The sequence below is a fragment of the Aquimarina macrocephali JAMB N27 genome, from assembly GCF_000520995.1.
Taxonomy (GTDB): Bacteria; Bacteroidota; Bacteroidia; order Flavobacteriales; family Flavobacteriaceae; genus Aquimarina; species Aquimarina macrocephali.
Genome location: NZ_JACA01000001.1, coordinates 1 through 26947, shown reverse-complemented (window position 1 = coordinate 26947; position 26947 = coordinate 1). Strand labels below are relative to the sequence as shown.

Annotated in this window: 27 protein-coding genes; 19 read left to right on the top strand and 8 right to left on the bottom strand. The window is 32.5% G+C overall.

What is annotated here, in order from left to right; all coding sequences use genetic code 11:
* Nucleotides 1–122: 122 nt before the first annotated feature.
* The 9 genes from Z054_RS0100145 to Z054_RS27615 all read left to right on the top strand — a co-directional run bounded on the left by Z054_RS0100145 (nucleotide 123) and on the right by Z054_RS27615 (nucleotide 8761).
* Nucleotides 123–815: a hypothetical protein gene (locus tag Z054_RS0100145; RefSeq protein WP_024768076.1), complete on the top strand. Its 693-nt coding sequence runs from the start codon at nucleotides 123–125 to the stop codon at nucleotides 813–815.
* A 144-nt stretch (nucleotides 816–959) separates the two neighbouring features.
* Nucleotides 960–1730, top strand: coding sequence for an N-acetylmuramoyl-L-alanine amidase (locus Z054_RS0100140; RefSeq protein ID WP_024768075.1), 771 nt, complete (start codon nucleotides 960–962; stop codon nucleotides 1728–1730).
* 133 nt (nucleotides 1731–1863) lie between these two features.
* On the top strand, nucleotides 1864–2535 hold the full coding sequence (locus Z054_RS0100135) for a hypothetical protein (protein WP_152538416.1): 672 nt from the start codon (nucleotides 1864–1866) through the stop codon (nucleotides 2533–2535).
* Between the two features lie 7 nt (nucleotides 2536–2542).
* A complete protein-coding gene (locus tag Z054_RS0100130) occupies nucleotides 2543–3133 on the top strand; it encodes a hypothetical protein (RefSeq protein ID WP_024768073.1) in 591 nt (196 codons plus the stop codon).
* Nucleotides 3134–3381: 248 nt separating this feature from the next.
* Complete coding sequence (locus Z054_RS0100125) at nucleotides 3382–3768, top strand: hypothetical protein (protein WP_024768072.1); 387 nt, start codon at nucleotides 3382–3384, stop codon at nucleotides 3766–3768.
* 31 nt (nucleotides 3769–3799) lie between these two features.
* Nucleotides 3800–4345 carry a hypothetical protein gene (locus Z054_RS0100120; RefSeq protein WP_024768071.1) on the top strand — a complete coding sequence of 182 codons (546 nt, stop codon included), beginning with the start codon at nucleotides 3800–3802 and terminating at the stop codon, nucleotides 4343–4345.
* A gap of 145 nt (nucleotides 4346–4490) precedes the next feature.
* Nucleotides 4491–6254 carry a tetratricopeptide repeat protein gene (locus tag Z054_RS0100115; RefSeq protein ID WP_024768070.1) on the top strand — a complete coding sequence of 588 codons (1764 nt, stop codon included), beginning with the start codon at nucleotides 4491–4493 and terminating at the stop codon, nucleotides 6252–6254.
* A gap of 266 nt (nucleotides 6255–6520) precedes the next feature.
* Nucleotides 6521–8173, top strand: coding sequence for an alpha/beta fold hydrolase (locus Z054_RS27620; RefSeq protein WP_024768069.1), 1653 nt, complete (start codon nucleotides 6521–6523; stop codon nucleotides 8171–8173).
* Between the two features lie 345 nt (nucleotides 8174–8518).
* Nucleotides 8519–8761, top strand: coding sequence for a hypothetical protein (locus Z054_RS27615; RefSeq protein WP_161635217.1), 243 nt, complete (start codon nucleotides 8519–8521; stop codon nucleotides 8759–8761).
* On the opposite strand, the gene Z054_RS0100100 is transcribed toward Z054_RS27615, so the two are convergent.
* From Z054_RS0100100 to Z054_RS0100080, 5 genes are all read right to left on the bottom strand, one after another.
* Nucleotides 8751–8993 (bottom strand): hypothetical protein, encoded by a 243-nt coding sequence (locus Z054_RS0100100; RefSeq protein ID WP_024768068.1) that lies wholly within the window; start codon nucleotides 8991–8993, stop codon nucleotides 8751–8753. The two genes, Z054_RS27615 and Z054_RS0100100, sit on opposite strands and share 11 nt — an antisense overlap.
* Before the next feature lie 261 nt (nucleotides 8994–9254).
* The gene (locus Z054_RS27610; RefSeq protein ID WP_051473639.1) at nucleotides 9255–10142 is read right to left on the bottom strand and encodes a nucleotidyl transferase AbiEii/AbiGii toxin family protein; all 888 of its coding nucleotides are present in this window, start codon (nucleotides 10140–10142) and stop codon (nucleotides 9255–9257) included.
* On the bottom strand, nucleotides 10087–10734 hold the full coding sequence (locus Z054_RS0100090) for a DUF6088 family protein (RefSeq protein WP_024768067.1): 648 nt from the start codon (nucleotides 10732–10734) through the stop codon (nucleotides 10087–10089). Before Z054_RS0100090 ends, Z054_RS27610 begins: the two co-directional genes overlap by 56 nt.
* A 246-nt stretch (nucleotides 10735–10980) precedes the next feature.
* The gene (locus tag Z054_RS0100085; protein ID WP_024768066.1) at nucleotides 10981–11466 is read right to left on the bottom strand and encodes a DinB family protein; all 486 of its coding nucleotides are present in this window, start codon (nucleotides 11464–11466) and stop codon (nucleotides 10981–10983) included.
* Between the two features lie 67 nt (nucleotides 11467–11533).
* Complete coding sequence (locus tag Z054_RS0100080) at nucleotides 11534–12487, bottom strand: NAD(P)-dependent alcohol dehydrogenase (protein WP_024768065.1); 954 nt, start codon at nucleotides 12485–12487, stop codon at nucleotides 11534–11536.
* 1056 nt (nucleotides 12488–13543) lie between these two features.
* On the opposite strand from Z054_RS0100080, the gene Z054_RS0100070 reads away from it, so the two are divergent.
* Nucleotides 13544–14764 (top strand): site-specific integrase, encoded by a 1221-nt coding sequence (locus Z054_RS0100070; RefSeq protein WP_051473638.1) that lies wholly within the window; start codon nucleotides 13544–13546, stop codon nucleotides 14762–14764.
* A gap of 38 nt (nucleotides 14765–14802) precedes the next feature.
* Here Z054_RS0100070 and Z054_RS0100065 read toward each other — a convergent pair whose 3' ends face one another.
* Both Z054_RS0100065 and Z054_RS0100060 read right to left on the bottom strand, forming a co-directional pair.
* On the bottom strand, nucleotides 14803–15123 hold the full coding sequence (locus Z054_RS0100065) for a hypothetical protein (RefSeq protein ID WP_024768063.1): 321 nt from the start codon (nucleotides 15121–15123) through the stop codon (nucleotides 14803–14805).
* A 410-nt stretch (nucleotides 15124–15533) separates the two neighbouring features.
* Nucleotides 15534–15827, bottom strand: a complete 294-nt coding sequence (locus tag Z054_RS0100060; RefSeq protein ID WP_024768062.1) for a hypothetical protein — start codon at nucleotides 15825–15827, stop codon at nucleotides 15534–15536.
* 511 nt (nucleotides 15828–16338) lie between these two features.
* On the opposite strand from Z054_RS0100060, the gene Z054_RS31465 reads away from it, so the two are divergent.
* From Z054_RS31465 to Z054_RS0100045, 3 genes are read left to right on the top strand one after another with little or no spacing between them, the layout of a single operon-like run.
* Nucleotides 16339–16500, top strand: a complete 162-nt coding sequence (locus Z054_RS31465; RefSeq protein WP_161635216.1) for a hypothetical protein — start codon at nucleotides 16339–16341, stop codon at nucleotides 16498–16500.
* Between the two features lie 52 nt (nucleotides 16501–16552).
* Nucleotides 16553–17005: a hypothetical protein gene (locus Z054_RS0100050; protein WP_024768061.1), complete on the top strand. Its 453-nt coding sequence runs from the start codon at nucleotides 16553–16555 to the stop codon at nucleotides 17003–17005.
* A 25-nt stretch (nucleotides 17006–17030) separates the two neighbouring features.
* A complete protein-coding gene (locus tag Z054_RS0100045; protein ID WP_024768060.1) occupies nucleotides 17031–17285 on the top strand; it encodes a hypothetical protein in 255 nt (84 codons plus the stop codon).
* A gap of 7 nt (nucleotides 17286–17292) precedes the next feature.
* Here the strand turns inward: Z054_RS0100045 and Z054_RS0100040 are convergent, their stop codons facing one another.
* A complete protein-coding gene (locus Z054_RS0100040; RefSeq protein WP_024768059.1) occupies nucleotides 17293–17766 on the bottom strand; it encodes a hypothetical protein in 474 nt (157 codons plus the stop codon).
* Nucleotides 17767–17849: 83 nt separating this feature from the next.
* Between Z054_RS0100040 and Z054_RS0100035 the strand changes: the two genes are divergently transcribed.
* The 6 genes from Z054_RS0100035 to Z054_RS0100005 all read left to right on the top strand — a co-directional run.
* Nucleotides 17850–18038: a hypothetical protein gene (locus tag Z054_RS0100035; protein ID WP_024768058.1), complete on the top strand. Its 189-nt coding sequence runs from the start codon at nucleotides 17850–17852 to the stop codon at nucleotides 18036–18038.
* 962 nt (nucleotides 18039–19000) lie between these two features.
* Nucleotides 19001–19174: a hypothetical protein gene (locus Z054_RS31460; protein WP_161635215.1), complete on the top strand. Its 174-nt coding sequence runs from the start codon at nucleotides 19001–19003 to the stop codon at nucleotides 19172–19174.
* Between the two features lie 3 nt (nucleotides 19175–19177).
* Nucleotides 19178–19417: a hypothetical protein gene (locus Z054_RS0100020; RefSeq protein WP_024768056.1), complete on the top strand. Its 240-nt coding sequence runs from the start codon at nucleotides 19178–19180 to the stop codon at nucleotides 19415–19417.
* Between the two features lie 119 nt (nucleotides 19418–19536).
* Complete coding sequence (locus tag Z054_RS29765; protein WP_152538415.1) at nucleotides 19537–19893, top strand: hypothetical protein; 357 nt, start codon at nucleotides 19537–19539, stop codon at nucleotides 19891–19893.
* A gap of 154 nt (nucleotides 19894–20047) precedes the next feature.
* Nucleotides 20048–24982, top strand: coding sequence for a PKD domain-containing protein (locus Z054_RS0100010; protein ID WP_152538414.1), 4935 nt, complete (start codon nucleotides 20048–20050; stop codon nucleotides 24980–24982).
* A gap of 20 nt (nucleotides 24983–25002) precedes the next feature.
* Nucleotides 25003–26947: DUF6443 domain-containing protein (locus tag Z054_RS0100005; RefSeq protein ID WP_024768053.1), on the top strand; the 1945-nt coding region annotated here is incomplete at its 3' end.

Sequence of the window (26947 nt, the reverse complement as noted above, 5' to 3'; positions counted from 1 at the left end):
CTAGGATGTCATGAATAGATGCTGTCGTAAAAGATGTCGCAAAATTCCCTTGATTTGACGGCTTTGTAATAGCCATAGGAACTTTCTCTGTTTACATTTGAAGTATTATAAATAAGATAATTATGGAAGATAAAAAATCAATGTATTCGCTTAGAAAAACAATAGGAATCCTGGGATTAGCGTTACCTGTATTACTGTTAGTAGCACATCAGGAATTACTGTCTAGTATGAGTCACTATTATTATACAGCAGGAGGTGTGTTTTTTATTTTAATCCTTTCGGCTTTTGGCTTAATACTTATAAATTATAGAGGATATCCTAAAAAAGAAGGAGAGTTTATGAGTGATCGTTTGATTACTACGACTGCAGGAATATGTATTTTAATTACAGTACTAGTTCCTACCAAGTCAGAAAACCCATTAGCAACTTTGTTTTTCACGGATACTCCTTATTTATTTGGTCATCAATCTAACAATCTACTAGGAACAATTCATTTGCTAAGTGCAGCTATATTCTTTTTTTTGTTGGGGTATATGAGTTTTTACAAATTTGTTTTAAATAACGAAGCATCAGCCTCCAGAAACAAATTATTTAGGAGGAGCGGTATCATCATTTGGGCTTCTGTAGCTGCCCTTCTCCTAATTTTTATAATAGAGAAACTCCTAGGGATAAATATGGATGAGATATTTCCTGCCTATACCTTTTGGTTAGAGTGGGTAGCTGTGTATGCATTTGCAGTTGCCTGGTTGGTAAAAGGAAGAATTAATAAGGATATACAAGACGTTATTAAAAAATTTACAGATCGGGATGCATAATGAGACCTGCCAGGTTTTTAAAAACCTGACAGGTCAAGATTATAAGTTTGTCGTAAAATTCCCTTTATTTGGCGGTTTTGAGATAGTCTATAGGTACTGCTGTCAGTACCTTTGGAATCATAGTAATCATAAATTGACAAAGGTATGAAGGCAACAAGTATAACTAAACATGAGAAAAGCTTTTTTGATACTGGTAGGGATTCAGCGGGGAAAGAATTTTTATTAACTCCAAGTTCAGTACCAATTCAAGGGAGTATGGAAATGATGGAGTATATGCAATGTCGGCCTAAAAATGGAGACACATCATTTTATGTTCAGGAAAAGCATACCAAAAAACAGATTGTATTACATTATACTGCGGGTTATTTAAAAGGAGATGTGGCGGCTTTGTCCAAGCCTAATTATCGTGTTTCTGTACCTTTTATCATTGCCAGAAATGGTACGATTCTTAATATGTGGTCTTCTGCCTATTGGGCATATCACTTAGGGTCAAAAGCAATAGGTGGTAATACTAAAGGAGGTAAGAGAACTATAGCGATCGAGATGTCTAATATTGGATTTTTAAAACGAATAGGAGAGCAATTAGTAACCGTATATAACAATAATGATGTGTATTGCCATATTAATGAAACACAATTGTATACAAAGCTAGATACGCCTTTCCGAGGAGAACATTATTTTGCTACACATACTGCAAAACAATATAATAGCTTGATTCTTCTGCTTCGGTATTTAACCGCAGAATATAATATCCCTACAGCATTCTTATCAGAAGATAAGCGATATGTTGTGGTGGATGAGAATGAATTAGTCAATTTTAAAGGAATCACCTCTCATGTCAATTACAGGTCGTCCGGTAAATGGGATATAGGTCCGGCTTTTGATTGGAAAAAAATAATCGAAGGGCTGATATAAAGCAACAAAAATTTAGCCGGGAAATTACTCTTTTTTGTCGCATTTGTGATAACAGGGGACCTATTTGTAGACATATCTTTGTAACCATAAGAGATTGCTAAAATCTATAAACCAACAATAAAATCACTGAACAATGAAAAATTTCTATCAATATAGCTTAACACTTTGTATGTTGATTTTGATATGTAGTTGTGCCAGTTATGGGGCAAAAAACAAGGACCTTGCTGGCGTATTATCAAACACCCAACAAGCAATTAATAACCTGTCAGCAAAAATACCAACTACAAGCGATCAGACGCTTATTAAAGCATATCAAAAGTTGGAGAAGAAGTATCAGGAATTGGCTCCTGTACTAGAAAAGTGCAACGAAAAATATGCGCTTACTGTAACGTATATGACAACATTACAGGAAGCACAAAAGGTATTGCAGCGTTTAGACAAAGATTTTAATACAATATCGAATAAGGGGTTCATTATAGATGCGATATATGGTGATTATGACGCCAAGTTACAATCGATCAATAGTAGCTCTAAAAGTGATGCTAATACAAAGATCAAAGTATTAGTAAACTCTAATGAAGATGAAGGGTTTTTTGTTTTCGGAAAGTTGTCCTATGAGAAAGATTTGGATATCAAGCGATTTCGGTTTAATAAACCAACTCAGAATGCCTCTCAGGATTTTGTGCCTGGTTACTATTTATTCTGGTTAGAGAAGGACGATCGTATTGGAGAACCAGAATTACATCTTATTATAAGTAATGGTACAGAAGAAGAAAAACAACTAGTGTTAAAAATCCCCAAATAATAATATAATGTTAGTAAGCAAATTAAAAGACGTTTGGAAAGAATTTACATTACTTAGTACTTGGATTGCTTCTGTAGCAGGTGCTTTTATCATACCACTTCCATCCTGGTATGCAACAGATGATAATACCGAATTTCTTATGAAATTTGGAGTGTTTATCTCAACTGCATTGGCGGGCTTCCTGATTTTGTATTCGCTAAAACATAAAATGATTAGAACGTGGATGCGTTTATCTACTCGGTTTTTGTTCATGTTTGTAGGGGTATATGCCACATATCATTTTTTTCGCGAGGCTAAAACCTTACCCTATATAGAACACGATATTGTAATAGGTAACGAATTGATAGATGATAATCCTTTTGATGTTTTTAAGGCATCTCATGGGTTTTTACCAGAACGAAAAGAACGTATGTTGATCTTGTTGGGGGATCCCGAAAAAGCTTGGGCAAAAGACAGTATTACAAGTAATAGAGTACAATTAATACTATTGTTGTTTCTCTGTTACTTGCTCTCTGCAGGATTCATCATTTCTTTTTGTAACCTGATCATCTTATATAAAGAAAAATATAAAATCAAAATTGAAAAAAAAATAATATGATACTAAGACGACTTTTAGGTTTCTAAGTAGCTCAAAATCAAATGCAACATCAAGGTTGGAAATATAAACTATTGAAACCTGTGTTTTTCTCGTTCATTAAATATGTACGGTAACTTCATAAGAGAAATGGTATTAGATCGTTTCGACTATATTTTATTTAAACTAATTCATAAAATCGAAACATAAGATAACATTAGAAAAAAACCTTTCAACCTAATATTATGCAGTCAGAAAAAATAAAATAAAAGATGAAAAACATTAATATTAGTTTAATACTTCAGATAGTTGCCCTATTTTTTTTATTAGTCATTGGGTATTTGATCTTTAATTCCAGTGATAATTGGAAAATTGTATCATCAGAATTAGATAAGGCACAAAAAGAACTCAAAGTATCACAAGAAGTGATTATCACGACCAAATCTCAATTAGAAAATTCTAGAAAAGAATTTGAACAAATGAAAAGCCAGAAAGATCTGATCATTCATAAACGAGACTCATTGATACTTTCATTTAAAAGAAAAAATGCCAAAGACTGGGATGAATTACAGCGTATCAAAGATTCTATAAAACTCACTAATGATCGATTGGCAAAAGATCGAGCAGTATTAGATGATCTTTTTGGTATGGAAGAATAAATACTGATATCGTCTATTAAACTAAAAAATCATGAAAAAATTCATATCCATTCTCTTTATAGTAATAGTTTCGAATGCCTTCTGTCAAGAAATTGATTCTTTGAAAGTAATTGAAATTCCTGAATCTTATGCGAATCGTGCTGGAGAACCTTTTATTGTAAAGAAAGACAGCTTATATGTGTTTAGGACACCTGATATTTTTTTAGTTAACAAAAAATCTTTTTTGGCCATCAAAAATGTTTATCAAAGCACTATAGAACAGGATAAGATGACCAAAGAATTGGTAGAAAAGTATTCACAAACACTTCGAAGAAATATAGACTTAGAACGTAGTCTAAAAATCAATTTTGCTAAAAATGACAGTTTAGATCGAATGGTTTACCAGAAAACTCAGGCAACTTTACAAAATACCCAAAAAGCATTGGATTATACAGTAAACAGTTTAGAGAAAGCTACTAGTAGCCTGGAACTTGTAGATAAAACTATCAAAAGACAAAGAAGAAAAACTGTTTTCGAAAAAATACTAATTGGTGTTGCTGGTATAGGAGCAGGCCTTTTAATTGGAGTTTCTTTGTAAGTAGTTCTATAGGGTATTTGTGATATATTTTCTAGTACATAATGTAGGTTTAACATTTATTATTGGTTTCATTAAAAAAATGATGAGTAGCTTTACAGTGAATAGAGAAATTTATACTCACTTTTATCCGTAACCACTTTTTTTGATGATTTTTTTTAAAGTCTCTTCTCGTCAATCAGAAATATATCCAAACGTACAGAAATTAATGATTTATATCGTTCTTACGTTTCTTTTCTCGCTTGATACTATCCATGCATTTCAGGAAACAAAAAAAATTGATAGCTTACACAATGAATTACGCACGCACAAGGGAGAGGATCAGGTAAAAATAGATCTTCTTAATACGGTTGGTTTTGAATATTGGATAGTAGATGCTAATAAATCTATCGATTTCGGAACCGAAGCACTTCGATTGTCAAAAATAGTTGAATATCCAGCAGGTGAAGCAAAAGCAAACCGTATTATAGGAGTTGCCTATTGGGCGCAGGGTAATTTAAACAAGGCATTGGAATACCTTAATACTTCTTACGTAGCATATAAAACTATACAAGATAAAACAGGTATAGCCAATACAAGACTTAATATAGGGATGGTATATGCGGACCTCAAAGAGTACGAAAAGGCATTACTTTATTATGAGCAAGCCATTAATGAATTTACTGCTCTTCAATTAAAAGGGAGAATAGCAACAACATTTACCAAAATAGGCACAATTTTGGTAGAGCAACGTGAGGATTCTAAGGCATTGAAATATCTAACAGATGCATTACAGATGCATACGGATAATAATTTCACATACGGAATTGCAGAAGTGCACAACCGATTAGGGATATTATATCTTCATAAAAATGAAGTAGTACAAGCCTCTTACCATATAAAGAAATCTATGAAATTAGGTGGCAAAGTGGGTGATATTGATGGATTAACCAATAACCATATTATTAGTGGGAAAATTTTAAGGCTTTCTGATCGTCTTGATGAAGCTGTTATAGAGGTAAATAAAGGCTTACAACTTGCTAAAGAAAATGATTTAAAAAAATATGAGTTATTTGCTTATGAGGAACTAAAAGAATTGAAAAAAAGGCAATATAAACCAGAAGAAGCCTTTATGTATTATGAAAAATTTCTTACACTAAAGGATTCTCTTTTTAATTCAGAAAAATCAAAACAAATAGCCTATTTAGAGTTTGAAAATGAATTAAAGAGAAAAGATAATGAATTGTTGACACTCAAAGCACAGGAAAAAAAGGATGACCTGATAAAATTAATTTTGATTATCGGAGTTATTGTGGTGTCTATCTGTGGATATATAATTTATGTAATATCTAGACAACGTGCTAGAAAGAGTAGAGAATTATCCGAAAAAAATCAGGAATTACTTGAGTCTGCATATGCTTTGACCCAGAAAGATTTAGAGAACTCAGAATTAAAGCAATTGGAATTAAGAAGGCAGTTAGATTTTAAAAATAAAGAACTAACAGTATATGCTCTTAATTTTATTAAAAAAAATGAAGTCGTAGATCAATTAAAAAGTACTATACGGAGTGTAAAAAAATCTTCTTTTATAGAAAAGGATAAATTGATTACGGATCTCAATAAAGTAATACGAAAAAACTTAAGTATTGATAGGGATTGGGAAGATTTTAGTAGATTTTTTGAAGACGCGCATCAAGGATTTTACTCCAGATTAAAATCAAAACACGAGGAGTTAAGTTCAAACGACCTAAAACTTTGTTCTTTAATCAGACTGAACCTTAATATCAAAGAAACAGCAAGTATTTTGGGGATATCTCCGGAGAGTGTGAAAACGGCTAGATATCGTCTTCGTAAAAAGCTAGAATTACATCCTAAACAAGAAACATTTGCTTATTTATTACATTTGGAACAACAAAATGCGCAAGAATTGTAATAAATACTGTGATAAGAATTGAATAGCATTAAGTATTTGATTTATAGTATCTTGTGATTTTAGTGTTCACCTAATGTATACTTTATGATCCCCCTTTATATAGCAATATTTTCTTGTAAGCTCACATATTGTATACTTCATTATTAAAGGGGAATTCTCAGTCTTCCATATTTTTGATTTGTTCAAACAAAGCTTAGGAATTACATAATGTATTTGTAATTATATAACTAGGTAAACAATTATTTAATAGTTTAAAATTATACGTTATGAAACCTACTACTAAATATACTAAAAGCGATCAAATCAATATTGCGTACCAGGTCTTTGGTTCAGGGCCCATTGATTTGGTATACATCCCAGGATGGGTTTCTAACATAGATTGGATGTGGGCTTGTCCCGAGCTTGTTAATTTTTTACAAGAATTAGGAAAAATAGCTAGGGTTATTCTATTTGATAAGAGAGGAACAGGGCTTTCTGATCGCATTGTAGATTTTCCTACGTTGGAAGAAAGAATGGATGATATTAGAACAGTCATGGATGCGGTGGGTTCAGAAAAAGCAGTTTTGTTTGGGCATTCTGAGGGAGGTTCTGTATCTGCTTTGTTTGCTGCTACATACCCAAACAGAACGATATCACTCATAACTTTTGGAATATTTGCAAAGCGAGTGTATGCTCCTGAATATCCTTGGGCACCTACTTATAAAGAACGTCAGGTAGTTTATGATATGATAGAAAATAATTGGGGTAGTGGGGATATGAATTTAGAGTCACTAGCCCCCTCTAAAGCTAATGATAAAGAATTTATGGATTGGTTGGCTAATTATTTTCGTTCAGGAGCTAGTCCACGAGCAGCTATGATGTTAACAAAAATGAACACAAAAGTAGATATTATTGATATTTTAGATGCTATAAATGTACCTACTTTAATACTTCAGCGTACAGATGATATCGATGTGAAAATTGAAGAAGGAAGATTTATTGCCGACCGTATCCCAGAAGCAAAGTTTGTAGAATTTGAGGGAGGTGATCATTTGTTTTGGACGGGTAATACAGATGAAATTTTAACAGAGATGAAAGCTTTTATTTTAGATATAAAACCAATACCTAATTATGAAAAACAACTTTTTACTATAATTGTTGGTCAAATGGCTACTTCAGCAACAGATGATGTGATATGTAATGAAGTTGTTAAACAATATGTTACGCAGTATAGAGGGAATATAATTCAATGTAATAGGCAAAAATTTATAGTCACTTTTAATGGTCCTAGTAAGGCTGTTCAATGTAGTATAGATTTGGTGGAAGCGATTAAAAAGTTTAATCTAGAACTTACTGTGGGTGTTCATATTAAAGAATGTACTATAGGGAACTCTATGCATAAAGAAACAGAAGACTTAGATGTATTAATATCTAAACAGTCGCTAACTAATCAAATAATATTAACTCAAACAGTAAAGAATTTATTGGTGGGAGTTGGTGTAGGTTTTACACCTTACAAAACAGTTTTTGAAACAGAATCCGGTGAATCTCTATTATTATATACAGTCAATAAAAAGTGCGAAAGTAATACAGAAATGTATAAGATGTACAGGGGTAAACTCCCACAGTATAACTCTTTTCTTGAAAAAGTACTTCAAAATATCGATAATCATATAAGCAATGAGCATTATGGGGTAGAAATGATGTGTAAAGAAATAGGTGTTAGTGAACGACAACTACAGCGTAAAATTAAAGCTATTACTAATAAATCTCCTAATAGATTAATTAGTTCGGTACGCTTGCATCGAGCCAAAGAATTGCTTGTAAGTGAACAAAAAACAATTGCTGAAATTGCCTTTCAAATGGGTTTTTCTAATCCGTCGTATTTTTCTAAATGTTTTAAAAAGGAATTTGCAGTGAGTCCTTCGGATCTAATTTAGTTAGATTGAAATATTTTTTAGAGAATAAACGGTAAAGGGATTACTCACCCAGAGGTTTCTGAACTTGTAAAACTATAAGAGTGTAGTTTGAGAAATATTTTAAACATTAGTAGTAATACGAATTAATTATTTGTATGACCCCAAACAAAAAAGCCGACTCGTTAAAGTCGGATTATCCTTTGCTGTGTGGGCGGAGAGACTTGAACTCCAATGTCGTTTAGTTAAGGGTTTTACTCTTGTTAGTCAATTAATTATATCGTATATTTAGGAGTATCAACAAACATATATAAATGATGAAAAGACATCAAAGAACCATTCGAACTTATCCAAAGTTTGAAAAAAAAATTGAATTCTAAAGCGTTTATTTTCAGTCACAAAATTAATTCAACAGACTTTACTAGGGAACGAATTTTGACATTTGAAAAAGTATTTTTCTTACTGATTAATTTTCTGATCAAATCCCTTCAAGCTGAATTAGATAATTTATTTAAAGTCATTTTAAACAAAGAGATTCCTGTAAAGGAAGTGACCAAAGGCGCATTTAGTTTAGCTCGAAAAAAGCTTGGTTATGAAGCTTTTATTGAATAATAGTCTGAACACTTGCATCCCTCACTGCCGTTGTGGCGAAATACATTTTCTTTAGGCTAGGTTCAAAATTTTTAGCTTTTTCGATTTCTTGTTGAATTTCCTTTTCTGTAAGCTGCTTTGCGGTGTATTCATCTTTCCCTTTGCACTGAATCCCAAGATAGGAATCTTCACCATAAGGTATTCCATAGACGTCTATTCTAGCTTGTGCTTGTCCAGAACGTCCATTTCTCATAATTTCAGGGCAGCTCTATATTTCGCCCCATAACTTTTTACAGAGTCTTTCAAAGTCCTGCCAATTATCTGGTCTTGATAAGGATTGGGATACCTTCATCATTTATAAATACATTTTTAGCTTTGACAGCTTTTTTAACTATTCTTCAAATTTTTGTTGGTTGTACTCTTCAGTTGCTTCTTTTACTGTATTCACTATATCTTCAAAACTAGGGCTATCACCTGGGATCATGTTAGTTTGCATGGTTTTATAATCTTCTTCCTAATCTTTGATAAATTTGTCTGGTGGAATAGGGTTTAAGTTCGGAGGATAAAGGCTATTATAATCTACACCTTTCATACCACTAAACCGTTTCCTGTGTTCAATAATTGATGTGATTAATGTCTTATCATAGGCTTTAGGCTTGTGTTCACTTTTATAAATTTTAGTGATATCATATAAATGCCGGCTCAACCTTTCAACTCTAATTTTGTCTTCCGGACGTTGAAATTCTTCATGTAATAAAAATAGTTTTTCAAGATACGTTCTTTCAGGGTTTACACATGGAATAGTTATGGGGGTATCTACAAAAGGACGATTTGGAAATTCCTTTCCGACAAAAGAAACTATATTACACTCGGTAATAGGATCTATTAAAGAACGGCTACCCAATTCTACTTTCACTCTCGGAAGTACATACTTGTCATATTCTGCCACTTGCGGATATTTCACCAAAATAGATACCGGATCTTGATCTCCATCGCCTAAATCTTCAAAATCAAAGGTGACATCTTCAAAACCATATTGTTTAAAAGCTTTTTGTAATGCTTCGTAAAAGGTTGTGGTAACAAATTCAAAGGACTTAGCTCTTAATTTCCTTACTTGAGTTTTACTAATAAGCCTTGAGTCGAAACCGAGATATTCTCTGTTAAGTGCTAAATCAATATCCTCTGAAAATCGTTCAATTAAATCCCATGCTTTACTTAATGATGTGCCTCCTTTAAAGAGTAATTGGTCTTTCACATCCATTTGAAAAATGATATTCAGAGTTTGTGCTACCCACCAATCTTTTTCAACAGCAAAGTCTGGAATTCCCTTTTGATTTCCAATAGCCTCAAATATTTCCTTTTTTTGACTGGTTTTTAGTTTGTAAAAATTTATTGCTCCCATTATAATGCTTTTGCATGATTTCCGCAATCCACTGTGGTGCTAATGCTATATCATGTTTTAAATCTTTAATATCCTCGTTTTTCAAAAGTTCTAATATTTTTTTTTCTTCTTTTGAAGTTAATTTATCCTTCCCAATGTCTCGGAGAGCTTGTACCACAAGTCTTCCCACTTCACCTTTTAAAGCCAGATTTTTTGGAGTTGTTCTTTTAAACTGTATGGTTCTATTACCCACTTTAATTGTTCTTGCTTTACCATCTGTATAATAGACTAGCTTTAAGGGTGTCTGTGTAGATATGCCCAGAGCATATTGAGCATAACTACCTGAAGGTAGTAATTTAGCTTTATCCCTTTTAGCAATCGCTAAAGCAACCTCTTCCGCTGTAGGCAATATTTCTTGGTTTAGCAATTCACTTACTTTTGGTTTGGCATATATACCATGAGATACCCTAGACAGTACTTTCCGTTTTTCCAATCTATGCAGAGTTGTGTGTATAGCGCTTTGGCTACCTATATCACTAAAATCGTCAGCAAAAAAAATAGTTCCTTCTTTTGCTTTGCTTATCCTATTTTCAATTTGATCATCTATACTCATAACTGTAATTGAGCGATAAACATATAAAATATGAAAGATATAGAAAAACTATTTCTTTCATATTTTTCAAATATATCTCACAAAAAGACAAATTGATTCTACCTATACTATCTGTAGTGCAGGCAACAAAGCAGGCTTTTGTAAGTTTGATTGAGATTGAACCAAGAAAAAAGATATTCCTAATCACTTTTAAATTAGCTTTTTTGTCCTATTTATTATAGCTTTTCTTTGCATTTTTGAATAGTGTTATTTACTTGAATTCAGCATTATTCCTTTATGAATAAGATTGGCAGATACAGGCTTCATACCTATTTCTCTGACCCATATTGATAGTTGACCGATGTGATGTATTTCGTGGACTATTATATGCCTTAAAGCCTCCCCATAAGTACAGTGAACCACTCCAGAAGGCACAGTTAATTTTAGCTCTTTATACTCTAAACCATCATTCCATTTTTCAAGATATTCTTTAACATCTCTATGAAGTGTTTGAGATAACTCAATTATTTTATCTAAATCATTCTGATAAGAAGAAAATTCTAAATTTAATATAGGAATTCCTTTTAAATCACAAATCCAATTATGCTCAGTAGTAATGATATGAAACAAGGTATATGATATGCTTCCCACACCTCCAGTACGTTGTTTAATAAATTCATTATGAGGATTTTTTTTCAATATTGAAAACCATTCTTCTCTAATCATCCAATTATACTTAAAAAAATATTTCATTTTTGATTATTTATCTTAAAAGTGAATTCATGGTTCTAATGCAATAAAGGTCGCCAAATTGCGATTTTCACATTTCAACTATTACGTTTCCCGTTTTCTCCCCACGGAGCACATATTCATAAGCCAAGCTTATATCTTCTAATGAATACTTACGATCAATTACAGGCTTAAATTTTTCTTGTTTTATAAGTTCTATTATATAAGGTATTGTTTTTTGCGTACTATATGGTGCGGGGAAAATTACTTTCTTATTTAAAAATAAAGTTCCTATTGAATAAAATAAATTTTGGGAATAAGGACCTAGTTCTGAGGATATATAAATACCTACTTCTTTTAGTAATGGTTTACATTTACCGAATGTACTTTTGCCTACGGTATCAAATATATAATCATATTTCTCCTTATCTTCTGTAAAGTCTTCTTTAGTGTAGTCATATATTTTATCAGCACCCAAAGATTCAATCAACTTAATGTTTTTAGTATTGCACGTTGCTGTGATTGTTACATCATATTGCTTGACAAATTGTATCAGGGCAGAACCAATTCCTCCCGTTGCTCCATTAATTAGAATTCTTTGACCAGATTTGATATTTACTTTATGAATGAAAGTATATGCATAATGTGCACCTTCTAAACTTGCAGCAGCTTGTTTGTTATCTATATTATCAGGAATAGAAAATAAGTTATCTTCTGTATATGTTAAATATTCGGATTGAGATTCTGAACCCATATCATTAAAGCCGAAAACTCTATCATTTATACAAAAATATTTAATGTTTTTGCCTATTACCACAACTTTACCTGCAAAATCGGTTCCTAATATTACTCTCCGAGGTTTAAATAGCCCTAAAATAAATCTCATAATAAAAGGTTTGGCTGTTAAGATTGCACAGTCAGTTCGATTGACAGTAGTTGCGTTCACTCTAATTAAAACCTCATTGTCTTTTGGAATAGGTTTTTCTATATTTTCAATTCTAATCTTATTTGGCAAACCATATGTTCTGCGTATAGAGGCTTTCATTTTTTATATGTTATTGATTTTTAGAAATTTACTTTAATAAAGCGTAACCTATTTCCTTGAGTTTGTAATAAATATCTCTATTAATCCTAATTGTAAAAATATAAAAAATTACGAAGAAGTTGTCGGAATTGATCTTTCAAAAGAACTATAGACGTTTCTTGTCACCAAACCCAAGTTCATAAGGATTTATTAATGATATTAGTAAACTGTAAAAGTTTAATAAAGTGTTTTCATATAAGGTGTCGTAAGGCTCTCTTTTTAGCAAGAAACAATAGAAAAAAGAGGTTGTACAAACCAATCCCAAAATCAAGACAATTGTAAGTTGGTTACCAGTATAACCGATATTAGTAAAGTGATCGCAAACAATCTGGTTATAAAAGCAGGGGATTTAAAGGTGTTTTTACAGCAAAAAAGTGGTTATATTTACGGGTATGCTCTTGATCCCCTAATTCCCTAGGAAAAACCTCTTTGAACTCACAAACGAAACATATGACTGACAAGAAACTGAAATTATTGTTATTTCTTGATACAAAAGCTGTCGTGACTCACGATAAAGAGTATAGTTTATATGCTGTAATCTTTTGAAGGAAGTATTTTATGAGTCTAAATTACGGCTATATTGCATAATAATAAACTCCTCTTATGAAGAAGTGATATTGTAATTTGGCAAAATTTATTATTTCATCTACTAACTTATAAAGATTAAATTCAAATAGAAGCATTTGATATTAAGACAAATTTTGTCTCCAAAATGCTGTACCCAAACAAAAAAAGCTTCATAAAAACAAGAAGCTTTTAACATTTATTTAATAAAAGTTAAAGTGCGGGTGGGGAGACTCGAACTCCCACACCTCGCGGCACCAGATCCTAAGTCTATTATTTTATGATTCCTAATAACTTATAATAATCTTTAATGTGCTTATAAGTATTGATTTTAAAGGATTTTTGTGTTTTTAAAAGATATTGTAAATTATTCAAAAACACAGAAAGTATGACCTATGTATGACCTTTTGATTGAATTTATTCGCTATATTTGAATCAAATAAAGTATTCATCATGGCCACAATAAAAGTAGTGTTACATCCCAAAAAAGATAATTCTGGTGATAAAACATATCGAATAGCAATACGGGTAACAAAAGATCGGAAACAAAATTATTTATACCTGGCTAACCTTAAGGATAAGGCTGAATGGAATGATGAAAAAAGAGCTGTGACTAAACTTAATCCGAAACATAGTCAATTAAACAGACTCATCAGGAAAAAGTATGATGCCATAGAAGATTTAATGTTAGAATATGAGTCATCTAATGAAACATTTACAGCAAGACAAATTATTGACGAAGTAAAAGGTGTTAAACTTGGTGAGACTTTCTTTCAACTTGCAGATGAACATGTAGAAAATTTAAGAAAAGCAAAAAAGCATAACAGAGCTATATCCGATAATAGTAAGATAAATAATTTTCTCGCCTATGTAGGGGATAAAGATTTAACATTCAATGAGATCGATGAGACTTTATTAAACCGTTTTAAGTATCATTTACAGGCGAAAGAAACTGTTAGTGAAAGGTCTATAATGAATATTTTGATATTGATTCGATTACTTTACAATAGAGCTATTAAAATGGGAGTTGTAGATAGAAAGTATTATCCATTTGGAACCGATAAAATTAGAATAAAACTTCCTGAGACTTTGAAAATAGGATTAGATGAATCTGAAATACGAAGAATTGAAAATCTTGATTTAAAAGAAGGAACAACCATAGCGCATACCAGAAATGTATTTCTTTTTTCGTTTTATCTGGCTGGAATACGAATAGCAGATGTTTTAAAAATGAAATGGAATGATATAAAACAAGATAGGCTGTATTATAAAATGGGTAAAAACAACAAGGTGGTTTCGATTAAATTGCCAGAAAGAGTTATTTCAATATTAGAAATTTATAGGAAAGATCAGAAAAAGGGTAACGATTATATTTTTCCTGAATTAAAAAATGCAAATGCCAAAGACGCAAGAGATATGTATGCAAAAATAAAAACAGCAACTAAAAAGTTTAATAATAATCTTTCTGATATAGCTGAATTGGCAGAGATTGATAAAAAAATAACGAATCATATTGCAAGGCATAGTTTTGGTAATATAGCTGGCGATAAAGTGCCTCTTCAAATGCTGCAAAAGTTATACAGGCATGGACATTTAACAACAACTATTGGGTATCAAGGAAATTTTATTCATAAAGATACAGATGATGCCTTAGAAAAGATCTTAAACTTTTAGGCATCATCTATACAGTTCTAATTTCAGAGAATAACAAGTTACTTTACTATTCCTTCGATTCTCGAAGAAGCTCTATATTCTTCTATTGCTAACACATATCCACGTTTGTCATTGTCAAGATAAAATGTATACATTTCTTTCCAGGACTTTGGATATTTAGATTTAAGAAATTTCACAATATCTCTATCTAATTCTATGTCAACAAGAAATTTATAAGTAAGCTTCTGTTTCCCTCTGGGGATAACGGGTATCCCTGTTTTCTTGCACCATTTGATAGCGGTACGAATGTCTTTAAATTTTAGTTTTTCACATACTTCTTTTAACTCGATGAGTTTATCATCTTTTTTTAAATTAAGCATTATTCATTAAGTAACCATAAATCCGATTGTAGCGTCGGTCAATACAGCGGTTTATATTATGCACGGCTTGTAGCGGCCGTCTTGCCTAAATTTTTCTAATTGCTAAGTTACTATATATTTTTAAAGTTAGTATATAAATTTTGTTGAAGGCGGAATGAATGATTAAGATTGATGTCTGTGATATTCTCCATAATATAGAAATATGCTTAATTGAGAGGGACTACCTATTGAATTTAAAAGATAACCAATAGTTTTAGAAGCATAAACCCAAGGACAAATCGGTTCTTACTTTTAGAACTTGTTTGATCATATATATCCATCAGCTAAATAAGCAACCTAAATTTTCATTCTGTTTCAAAGAAGCAGGACAGAGGTATCCAATCATTGTGAAAAATCTATAACTAATGGTTTTATATTCTTTTGTCCTGAGTTTCTAGAATATATTCGAATTTGTCATTTTTAATATAGAGCAGATACATTTTTTTCCAAGACTTTGGATATTTTGATTGCAGAAACTGTATTATATCTTTATCTAATTCGATCTCTACCAAAAACCGATACGTTAGTTTTTTATTACCTCTTGTAATGATAGGAATCCCTGTTTTTTTACACCAATTTATTGCTGTACGAATATCAGTAGATTTAATTTTTTTACATACCTCTTTTAATTCAATGAATTTGTCATCATCTTTATGATTAAGCATTTTTGTAAAGTAGCCATACTTCTGTTGTATTGACAGTCAGTACAGTGATTTGCATTGGCTCTGCTTTTATTGGCAGTTGCTTAGATTGGTATCTTTATTATGGTTTTGCCTACCTCTTTTTTGATATTGGGTATAGAATTTTGGTATACAAATACCTATGTATATCCTCATTTCTATAACAAAGTTAACATATATTATTTTACAATCACTTGTCTAGATACCAAAAACTGTACGATTGTATCCACAATATAGTTTCAATTAATTAACAATTAGAATTAATACTAACAGCTTTGGTTAGAATAGTTTGATAAGTTTGTATAAAAGTTTGTGGTTTTTCCGTATACAACTTATAAACAATACTTTATATATTTGCTATAATAATATTACGCTTTTAAAGTAAAAGCAACCAAAGACAAACTACCCCACCTTTTATACAGCTCATTTTTGTTCTGGCTTAGGCCACGTGATTTTATAATTCTTGCTATTTTAGTGTAATTATAAAGTTATCAAAATGAAAAATTTATTATTGTTACTAGGTGTGGTTTGTATTTCTTTGGTTGCCTGCGAAAAAACAGAAATCAATGAAGAAACATCAGAAATTGAAGAACTCGATACTCCTTTATACAAAACGGATAAAGGAGATATTGTTCGACCGGGAGACGACCCAGGTTAATATAATAAGAAGGCTTTTTGGCTCTTTTTTAGTTGTATTATCTGTAGCTATTTTGTTTACAGATAAGGTGACTACTTTTGGTTTAACTGAATCTTTTGGGTATAGGAATCCAGAAACTTTTATTTGGATGATCACACAAAGCATTGGTCCTATTATATTATGTATAGGAGCCATGTTGAAACCATTCAGGTTCTTTTATTTTGTGCCCATTTATATTTATTTCATTCAGGTATATTGGGCTTTTGATCATACGATGCAGGTCGATGATCCGTTGCTTCATTTATATGCCACGGGCTTTAGCGTGGGAGCTTTTATTTTCTTCTGTATTACATTGTTTATTACAAAACAGTTAACTAGAACTAATCAAATTCTAATTAAGAATATTAAAAAATCCGTACGCCACATCTCAATATACATATCCAATAAGTATATTAATAAATTACCTGAAGAAGATCAAAAAGATTATACTGTAGATACAGTCAATTATCTGGATTCATTAGACTGAATAAAAATCTAAGATTGTTTTCAAGATGAATCAGAAGGATGCTCTAAGGAAGTTAAAAGATAAAAGTAAATACATTGACTTAGACGTTTTTCAAAATATTGAGGAACGAATCAAGAAAGATATTAAGGAGGATATCAAAAAAGAGAATGATGAATTTTCGAAAAAAGCAATATTAATAATTAATCAAGGTGTCAGTATAAATGTTTTAAGAAATATGATTTTGTCGGATATTTATAGTTCTAAGTTAATGGGGAAATTACTCCCTTGTAATTTCCCATAAAAAAAATCTATTGCTTCAAATTTTTCAAAATTATTGCTAATCTTTCATCCAGTATTTTATTAATATCTTTCATAGCTGTTAGCTCTACTTTATCTTTAAAACTATCTCTTTTCATTAGAGCTTCCCAATTTGACAAACACAATGATTCTAATCGGTTAAAATCCTCCTCATTTTTAATTATGTTGTCCTTAGAAGTTACCCTTCTCAAATTCTCATTTTTGTTACTTAAATCATATGATTTACGTCCAGATATTTTTAATCCGAAATTTGTTGCTTCTTTTATTAACCCTAGTTTTATTATAATTTCCTCTAATTTTGTTAGAGACAAACTCCTAATTTTTAATGCCTTCTTTAATCCAACACCCGAATACCCGATAAGATCACCCAAATTATCCCAAGATATTCGGTCAATTTCTTTTTTCTCTTCAATTAATTTATGTAAATCTTCAATCAGGCCTTTGTCTTTGCTTTTTCCTTCCATTGTGCAAAAAAAATAAGTTTAAAAAGTTTGATTAGTTTAAAAAAGTTTGTATATTTGTTCTGTTCCGATATCAGAACAAATGTATGCAAAATTTTACTAAAGAAGAACTATTAATTCTGAGAGGTATTCATTCTGTATTAGGCAGAAAGTATGGTAAATCTGGAAGATATGTTTCTCTAATAGCTAAAGGAGATCGCAAGGTGAATACAGAAGTAGCCAAATCAATCTTAAAAGACTTAAAATCAATCTTAAAAATTTTAATCACAAAATAAAAAAAGGAAAACCCTATGAGTGTTTAAAAGACATCTTATCTAAAACCCCAAAATAACTATGAAAAATAAGAAGAATTACAAATATCAAAAAAAATTCATCTCCCATATTGTACAATATCTACATATGGATATGCTTGATTTTAAAAAATGTAGAGAAGAAGGTAAATGCTATGAAAGTATCATTTATAGATGGGCAATAAAACTATATAAAAAAGATATTACGCCGGAGCATGCTATTCAGGTCATATGTCGAGCCAGAATTTTTATACTCACAAGAAACAGTATATATCTCGCCTCACTTCGGAATACAATACATTAAAATGAATACACTAACTAAAAGTCTATCATCAATGAAAATATATTCAAGTTGAGTTTTGCGTAACCCAAAAAGATATCGGGTACTATAGCAGTCATATAAGCATGGTATTGCTTCATAATGTAATTACTAAGGGTAGTCATTTCTTTTATGAACAGCCATGCTTATTTCTCATATCTGTGCAACATCCAGATATCAAAATGAACACTGAATAACGAATTCTAAATGTAAAAGTCAGAAGCCACAAATCAAAAGCCTATGAGATAAATTGATCAACTAAAACCAGTTTAGCTTTTTATAGCTAAAAAAATATTTTAAAATATCCTTTCCCAAACTTGGGTGTACTCACACTTCTATCGTCATAATTTCAAAAAAGTACAAAAGGAATATGGGAGTATGTTCACAATTACATAGTACCCCATTTATAATATGTAGCCGTATAGAAAACTATTGCGTTGTGCTACTCCTGTATTCTTATTAAAAAAACAATAATCTAAAAAACGAACAGTAAACAACCATAGGTGTATGTGTTGCCTACTTGCATAAAAGGAAAAACAGGAGTAATCCAAATCATAATTAAAGTTGAGTTTGTGTACATACCCCATCTTTTGAGGTTGCTCTTGTATCCTTTTTTAATTAAGAAAATATGTTACCAGACGATATAAATGATATACCACCAGATACGCTCAATGGCATTTTAAAAGCATTGCATATTGATACTGGTGAGTTTATGTACCAACTTTTAAACGATAACCCAAAACAGGTGATGATCTATGCTAAAATATATGCTTTTGTACATGATATCACAAAAACCATTTGACTTATGAAAAAAGCAGTACAACAAACCGTTATACTATTAGCTCTCTCTACTATAGTTGTGACATCTATCTCTTTAATAATAAAGATGTTGCAAGATAAGCTAATACAAGGTAAGGAACCACACTATGAAACCAGACATAACTATCCTTTGGGAGTTGACCGTGTTGAATATGATAAAATTTGGCATGAGGATGAAGAGTTTGAAGAAGATGATGACCTCTATGATGTAGACTATTATGACTGACCTCATTATTGATGTTTCCCCAAACCATCAAGCCCCGCTTCCCATAATCCACCGATAGTGAACACCTGCTTATGGCTATAGCTATGATTTTTTTAATGAATGCGAAAAACTTTAGAGTTATGAATATCATGTTAAAACAAATTGAATTGATACAACGTATCGATCAACTGATCCGTCTTAATGCTACCGGATCTCCTATGGAACTGGCAGCAAAATTAAAGATCTCTAAAACCAAACTATACCGTACCCTTTTTATCATGAAACAGCTTAATGCCCCAGTAGAATTTGATACCTCTTCACAGCAGTATTATTATGCAGAATCGGTAGGATTTAAATGCGGTTTCTTCTCCAATAAACTTCCGGTTAATGAGATGTATACTATGGTAGAAGACACAAACAAAAAAACGTTCAACTTTTTTTACCCAGTCCCGAAAAATGAAACTCGTGTGCTTTATTATTGCACTTGGAGTACTTAAGTATTAACTATATAAATTATCTAACTATGAAAACAAAAAAGGATCAATATTCTATCAATATCAAGCGTGTATTCTCTCTATTACCACATTGATACACTATAGGCTTATACCAGAAAAACGGTAATACACTAATCTTTTATAAAACAAATCAATTATGATACGAAAAATGCTTCTAATAGCCTTGCTATTAGTCTGGGTTAGTTCTTATGCTCAAGAACTGCCAAAAATCACACCACCATCCCCTACGGCTTACGAGTTAGGGAAATATGGTCAGGTCCCTGTTGGGATGTTTACAGGCACTCCTCAAATCCATATTCCTATATATAATTATAAGGCAGGTAGCCTATCTATACCCATTTCATTAAGTTATAATAGTAATGGGATTAAAGTAGACCAGATGCCTTCAAATGTAGGGTTGGGTTGGAGTTTAAACGCAGGAGGAGTCATTACAAGAATAGTTAGGGACAAATCAGATGAACTCAGAGAATATATTTATCCTGAAGAAGATATTCACAATTCAAATGGTTTAGGGGCTTTAGCTTATGATTTTTTCCGTAAAGGAGGTAGTAAAGATATTGATACAGAAACGGATTTGTTTACCTATAACTTTATGGGGTACTCAGGTAAATTTGTTTTTGACAATTACGGAGAGATTGTTTTAGTTCCTCATAAGGATATCCATATTGAAAAGCATACTGTTGGAGTTCAAACAGGATTCAAAATAACGACTTCTGATGGTATTACTTATTTGTTTTTGGATAAAGAGCGTTCTGTCAACAGATCAAGTGGAAATCATACCCCTAATGTCCCTGTAACCAGCAGTTGGTTTATATCAAAGATTACTCATCCTAAAGGAGATGTAGTTGAGTTTATCTATGATGATTATACTTTAAGTTATGAGGCAAGTAAATCAGAATCTTTAACTGTAGCGACTCCAACTTATCAGAATACCTGTAGTACCAGCGGAGGAGGAGGTACTGGGGCAGGATATACTTCTAATCCGGTACAAAGCCTCGATGTTAAAACGGATAGTAAGAGACTGATTCGGATACAAAGCAATTCTTCTGTCAACGGAAAAGTTAATATCAGTAATAGTGTATTAGGTAATCCCGGTTATAGTTTTATCTCTGGACTCTCAATTACTGATGCCTCCAATACCAATATTGAAAGTTTTAATTTTGAGTATTTGACCACTGCAAAGAACAGGGTGTTTTTAAAGCAGGTAGGTTTTAAAGATCCTAACAAGAACTATGCTTTTGAATATCTTGATCCGGAGGGGTTGATTGAGAGGTTATCCACTGCACAAGATCATTGGGGATACTATAATGGTAAACTCAGTAATCAACATTATTACCCTAATCCTAAAACTTTAGGCAATTCTATTCGTTCCGAGTTCCGTGTGCATAATATAGGAGCTGATAAATCTTTTGATCCAATTTATGCACAAAAAGGATTGTTAAAAAAAGTGTATTATCCAACTAAAGGGTTTAACGAATTAAATTATGAAGCCAATACAGTATGGCAGGAAGAAACGATATATCCACAGCACATGAGCCTCTTAGCTTTAGAAGCCTCCTCCAAGATGGGAGAAACAAACGTTCCTGCTAATGACACATACAAGACTACTGTAACAATCCCTTCAGATCATAGAGCTACATTACATGTATTTGTACGTTTTAACGATACGGATTGTAGCTCGCAGGTAAAAGATCCTGAAGCTACAATTACTATTACAGATGATCAAACTGGGAACAAGCTTGATATTTTAGAAGAGAGACAATCTGGTTTTCATATTGTAGGAGACCACTTAATTTACAATAACAATAATTCTAATAATCGTTATTATGTAGATTTCAAACAAGGCCATACATATACTATAAAGTTAAGTCCTTCTGGCTGGTGTACAGAAGCAGAATTAAATGTAAAGTACTATAATCAGCCTATAACTACTCAATTTATAAATAAAGAAGTAGCCGGAATGCGAATAAAAGAGGTTAAGTCTTTTGAAAATCAAAATAGCCTTCCTATAGTCACACGATATTATTATGGAAAGAAAGAATCTCTACATCAATCTTCTGCCGCTCCACTACAAAGACCTTACTATCTTTCTAAACAAACAGTTAGAGTTCCTTGTACCGTTGGCTGTACTTATGTTGATAACTATTATGCTACTTTGCATTCTAATTCAGTACGACAATTATTTAACGCTCCGGGTATTGGTACTGTGTACTATAAATATGTTACAGTAAGTCATGGTGGTGATGCTTTTCAAAACGGAGGAGAAGAAAACGAGTTTATCATTCATGATGACCATCAGGGAAGACCATTATTAGGAGATTATATAGAATCGTCTGCCTGGGTAAATTTAGGTTGGGATAATAGTCTGTTAAAACGTAAAACTGTTTTTAAGAAAAGAAGTGCTAATAGTTTTATTGCTTTACAGCAAACGATTAATACATATAAGCTGGATAACAGATATTCTAAAAAAGTATACGGATATACGATTAATAAGAAGTTTGACTTGCTTTGTTCAGGTGATACTACTAATAATCTTCCTCCTGAAAATTTAGATGTTATGGAATATTCTACCAATTCCTATTGGTCATATCTCGATTCTACTACAGAGGAACAATACGATCAAAATGGAGAAAACCCTATAAGTACAACAACTAAGTATTTTTATGATAACCCGGATCATTTACAGGCAACACGAACTGAAACTACCACCAGTGAAAACGACAAGGTAATCGTTAAAACAACATATCCTCAAGACATAGAAATAAAAACTCCGGCAATTAATAAACTAATTACTCAGCACCGTATTGCGGAACCTATACAAACTGAAACTATTGTTGAAAATTCTCAAGGAACTATTGTGTCGAAAGAAACTCAGCTTCAGACGTTTAAGGATTGGAGTAATAACATTGTACTGCCTGAGTTTGTAAAAACTCTAAAAGGAAATCTTAATCTAGTGAACCCTTTTGAAAACAGAATACAATTTTATGAGTATGATTATAAAGGAAACCCTCTGGAGGTTGCTAAAGCGAATGGTAGTCACATAGTATATATATGGGGGTATCAGGATATGTATCCTATTGCCAGGATTGAGAACGCAACCTACGCAGATGTAATGCCTTATGTAGCAGATTTAAAAGCAAAATCAAACACAGATATAGACCATTGTACAGCAGCTACTTGTAAAGAGCAAATCCTTAGAGAAGCGTTACAAAACCTTAGAGATGCTTTACCCAATGCTATGGTGACGACCTATACATATGATCCATTAGTAGGAATAAGCAGTGAAACTGACCCTAAAGGGCAAACTACCTATTACAAGTATGATGATTTTAATCGCTTACAATATATCATAGATAATGATGATAAAATTGTAGAAAAGATCAATTATAACTATCATGGACAGCAAACGGACGCTTTAGGAGATGTGATTATCAATCTTTCGGGTTCTGGACCATTTCAACCTAATCAAACGATTACTTTTACAGCTACTACTTCGGGAAATGGAGGTGCTGATCTGTATACCTGGAGTGTTGATGGAGCACAAGCACAATGTGATGGTAGTACAAGTTTTACTAAATCTTTTAGTGCTGAAGGAACCTATGCTGTATCCATAATAGCGTACAACACTCAAACCAAACATAGGGTAAGTAAAACAATAAGTGTTGTGGTAGCCTATCCGCCTATCAATGTACCTACAGTAAGTGCAAACCATACACATGTTGTAAAAGGAACTCATGTTGATTTTAATGCCTCTAACGTAGGAGGAGGAACGGGTAACTTAAGATACGAATGGTTTGTAAACAATATTAAACAAGCTTCTACAGCAACTACATTAAGATACAATCCCAGTACAGCAGGAAAATATAACGTTATTTTTAAAGTGATTGACAATGAAAGTGGAAAGACAAAAACTAGTCCCATAAAAACAATTAACGCCTACAACCCGTTAAATGTACCTGTAATAAGTGCTTCAAGCACTCAGATTATAAAAGGAACGAATATAACTTTTACAGTTCCTAATATAGGTGGTGGTTCTGGTTCTCGTAGATACGAATGGTATGTAAATAATGTAAAACAGAATGGTGCTACAGGAACAACATATTCTTATAATTTTCCCACCACAGGAACATATACAATAGCTTTTAAAACTATTGATAATATAATTCCTTCACATGCTGCATCAAGTTTGAATACATCAGTACATGTTTATAATGCACTTGCTACCCCAGGATTATCGTCTAATTATACTTACTTCCTTAAAGGGGCTACACTTACTTTTACGACCTCTGGCATTGCAGGAGGATCTGGTAGCAGAAGGTACGAATGGTATATCAACAATAGCAAACAGTCCTATACAGGAACAAAACTGGTACATGCCTTTGCTTCAACAGGCACCTATACGGTAAAATTTCGTGTACTGGATAACAGGATTCCCGGGCATTATAAAGAAAAGAGTGTCACCGTATACTCCTATAATCCTTTAAATACTCCAAATCTTAGTGCCAGTAAGACTTATATTGTAAAAGGCACCACTATCAATTTCACCACCAGTGGCATTGGTGGAGGGTCAGGATATAAGGGATATCAATGGTTTGTCAATAATGTAGCTCAAAGCGCGGTAGGTGCTAATTTCTCTAAAAACTTCTCCAGTGCAGGTACATATACTATTAAGTTTCGTGTGTTAGATAATAGAATTTCAGGACATTATAAAGAGAGAAGTTTTACTATATACTCTTACAACCCTATGAGTATTAGTGTGAGTCCAGGTTCTGCTCATCTTAACAATTCAAATCCAAGTAAAACTTTTAGGATCACAGGAGTGAGTGGTGGTTCAGGACACTATACTAGAACACAGTGGAAACTATGGAGAATGAGTAACCCCTCATGGATACGTAATGTAGGGAGTGGATCGAGTTATACAGCAGGAATGAGTGAGAATGGAGAGTATGAGTTAAGTGTAAAATATACTGATTCTAGAACCGGACAAATCGTATTAAAAACTATGCCGATTATTGTAAATAAATCCTCTGGCGGTGGTGATGGTGGAGGGAATACAGGTGAACAGTGGTAATCCTATTAAAAACAAAAGACATGAAAAAACAATTTATATATATACTATTAGTACTGTTGGGATGGAATCTTCAGGCCCAGGTAGTACTATCTGATAAGAACTATGTACATACCACAGTTCCTCAAGTGGGGATGACCATTGCAGAACTGGAAAATGTAAACTGCTCTAATATCAATGATATAGACAGAGCCATAGAAAGTGTGACCTATTTTGATGGACTGGGTAGGCCTATTCAGGAAAGAGCAATCAAAGCCTCGCGAGATGGTAAAGATATTGTGACCCATATTAAGTATGATGCCTATGGCAGACAGGACAAACAATATTTACCTTTTGAATCTTCCGAAATTACGGGAAGTTACCAAGAAGTTGATGTAAACGTAGACATAAACCAGTATTACAGAGATAATTACCAAAGTGATTTCCCAGGCGTTTCGCTCCAAAATATTAATGCGTATTCTGAGAGTATTTTTGAACCTTCACCACTTAACCGAGTAACAGAAGTAGGTGCTCCGGGTACAGCTTGGAAAGCTAATAGGAATAGTGATGCAGATCATACTATTAAAACAGATTGGTATACTAATAAGACTAACGAGATATTATATCATAAGGTAGTCTTTGCAAATCCAAGTGATACAGAGAAACCTAGTTTGGTTCAGGATGGTTATTATGATGCTAATCAGTTATACATTACAATTACTCATGATGAGAATTGGACTACAGCAGATAGTAATAATCGTACTGTTAAAGAATATAAAGATAAGCAGGGTCGAGTTGTTTTAAAAAGAGCTTTTAATGCAGGATCAGGACACGACACTTACTACGTATATGATAGATTTGGAAATCTCACTTATGTAATCCCTCCTAAGGTAAATGTAGCTGACGGTATTGATGAAACTGAGCTAAAAGAACTTTGCTATCAGTATAGATATGATCACAGAAACCGATTAATCGAAAAGAGAGTTCCGGGTAAAGATTGGGAGTATATTGTATATAATAAGTTGGATCAACCTATCCTTACTCAAGACGCTAGTCTAAGAAAGTCAATAACTGGTAAAACTTTTGATCAGTGGTTATTTACTAAGTACGATGCTTTTGGAAGGGTATTGTATACAGGAACGGTAATTAATAGCAGCCTTAGAGGAGTAATACAAGGTAGAACTAACAACGCAACATCACAAGATGATACTACACTGCCACAGTTTGAGCACAAACTAACCTCTCCTATTGCTGTTGGTGGGACTACTTTATACTATTCTAATGAGACGTATCCAACAAGTATCTATAAGGTGTTTACCATCAACTATTACGATGATTATAACTTTGATATTGATGGGCTAACCAATCCTAATATTGTAGATGGGGAAGCCGTTTCTAATCAGACTAAGACTCTACTGACAGGTAGCAAAGTTCGTGTATTAAATACTAACTATTGGATTACTACTGTTACTTATTATGATAAGAAAGGAAGAGCTATTTATGTAGCTAGTAAGAATGAATATCTGAATACTAGTGATGTTGTAGAAAGTAAGCTAGATTTTGTAGGAAAAGTGGAGAGAATAAAATCTACTCATACCAAAGGAAACAACGCACCTATTGTTACGGTAGATACGTTTACTTATGATCATATGGGTAGACTAAAAGATCAAACCCAAACGATTAATGATCAAACTCCTGAAACTATTGTATCTAATACTTACGATGCTTTAGGTCAATTAATCACTAAAGAAGTTGGAGGAGGATTACAGGACGTAAATTATAAATACAATGTAAGGGGATGGTTAAAGAGTATTAATAACGATAGCCAGAATGATAATGATCTGTTTGATTTTACTATTAATTACAACACTCCTCAACACGGAGCTAAAGCACTATTTAATGGTAATATATCAGAGGCTAAATGGAAGACTGCTAATGACAATGTAGAGAGATATTATAAATACAGTTATGATGCTCTCGACCGACTAA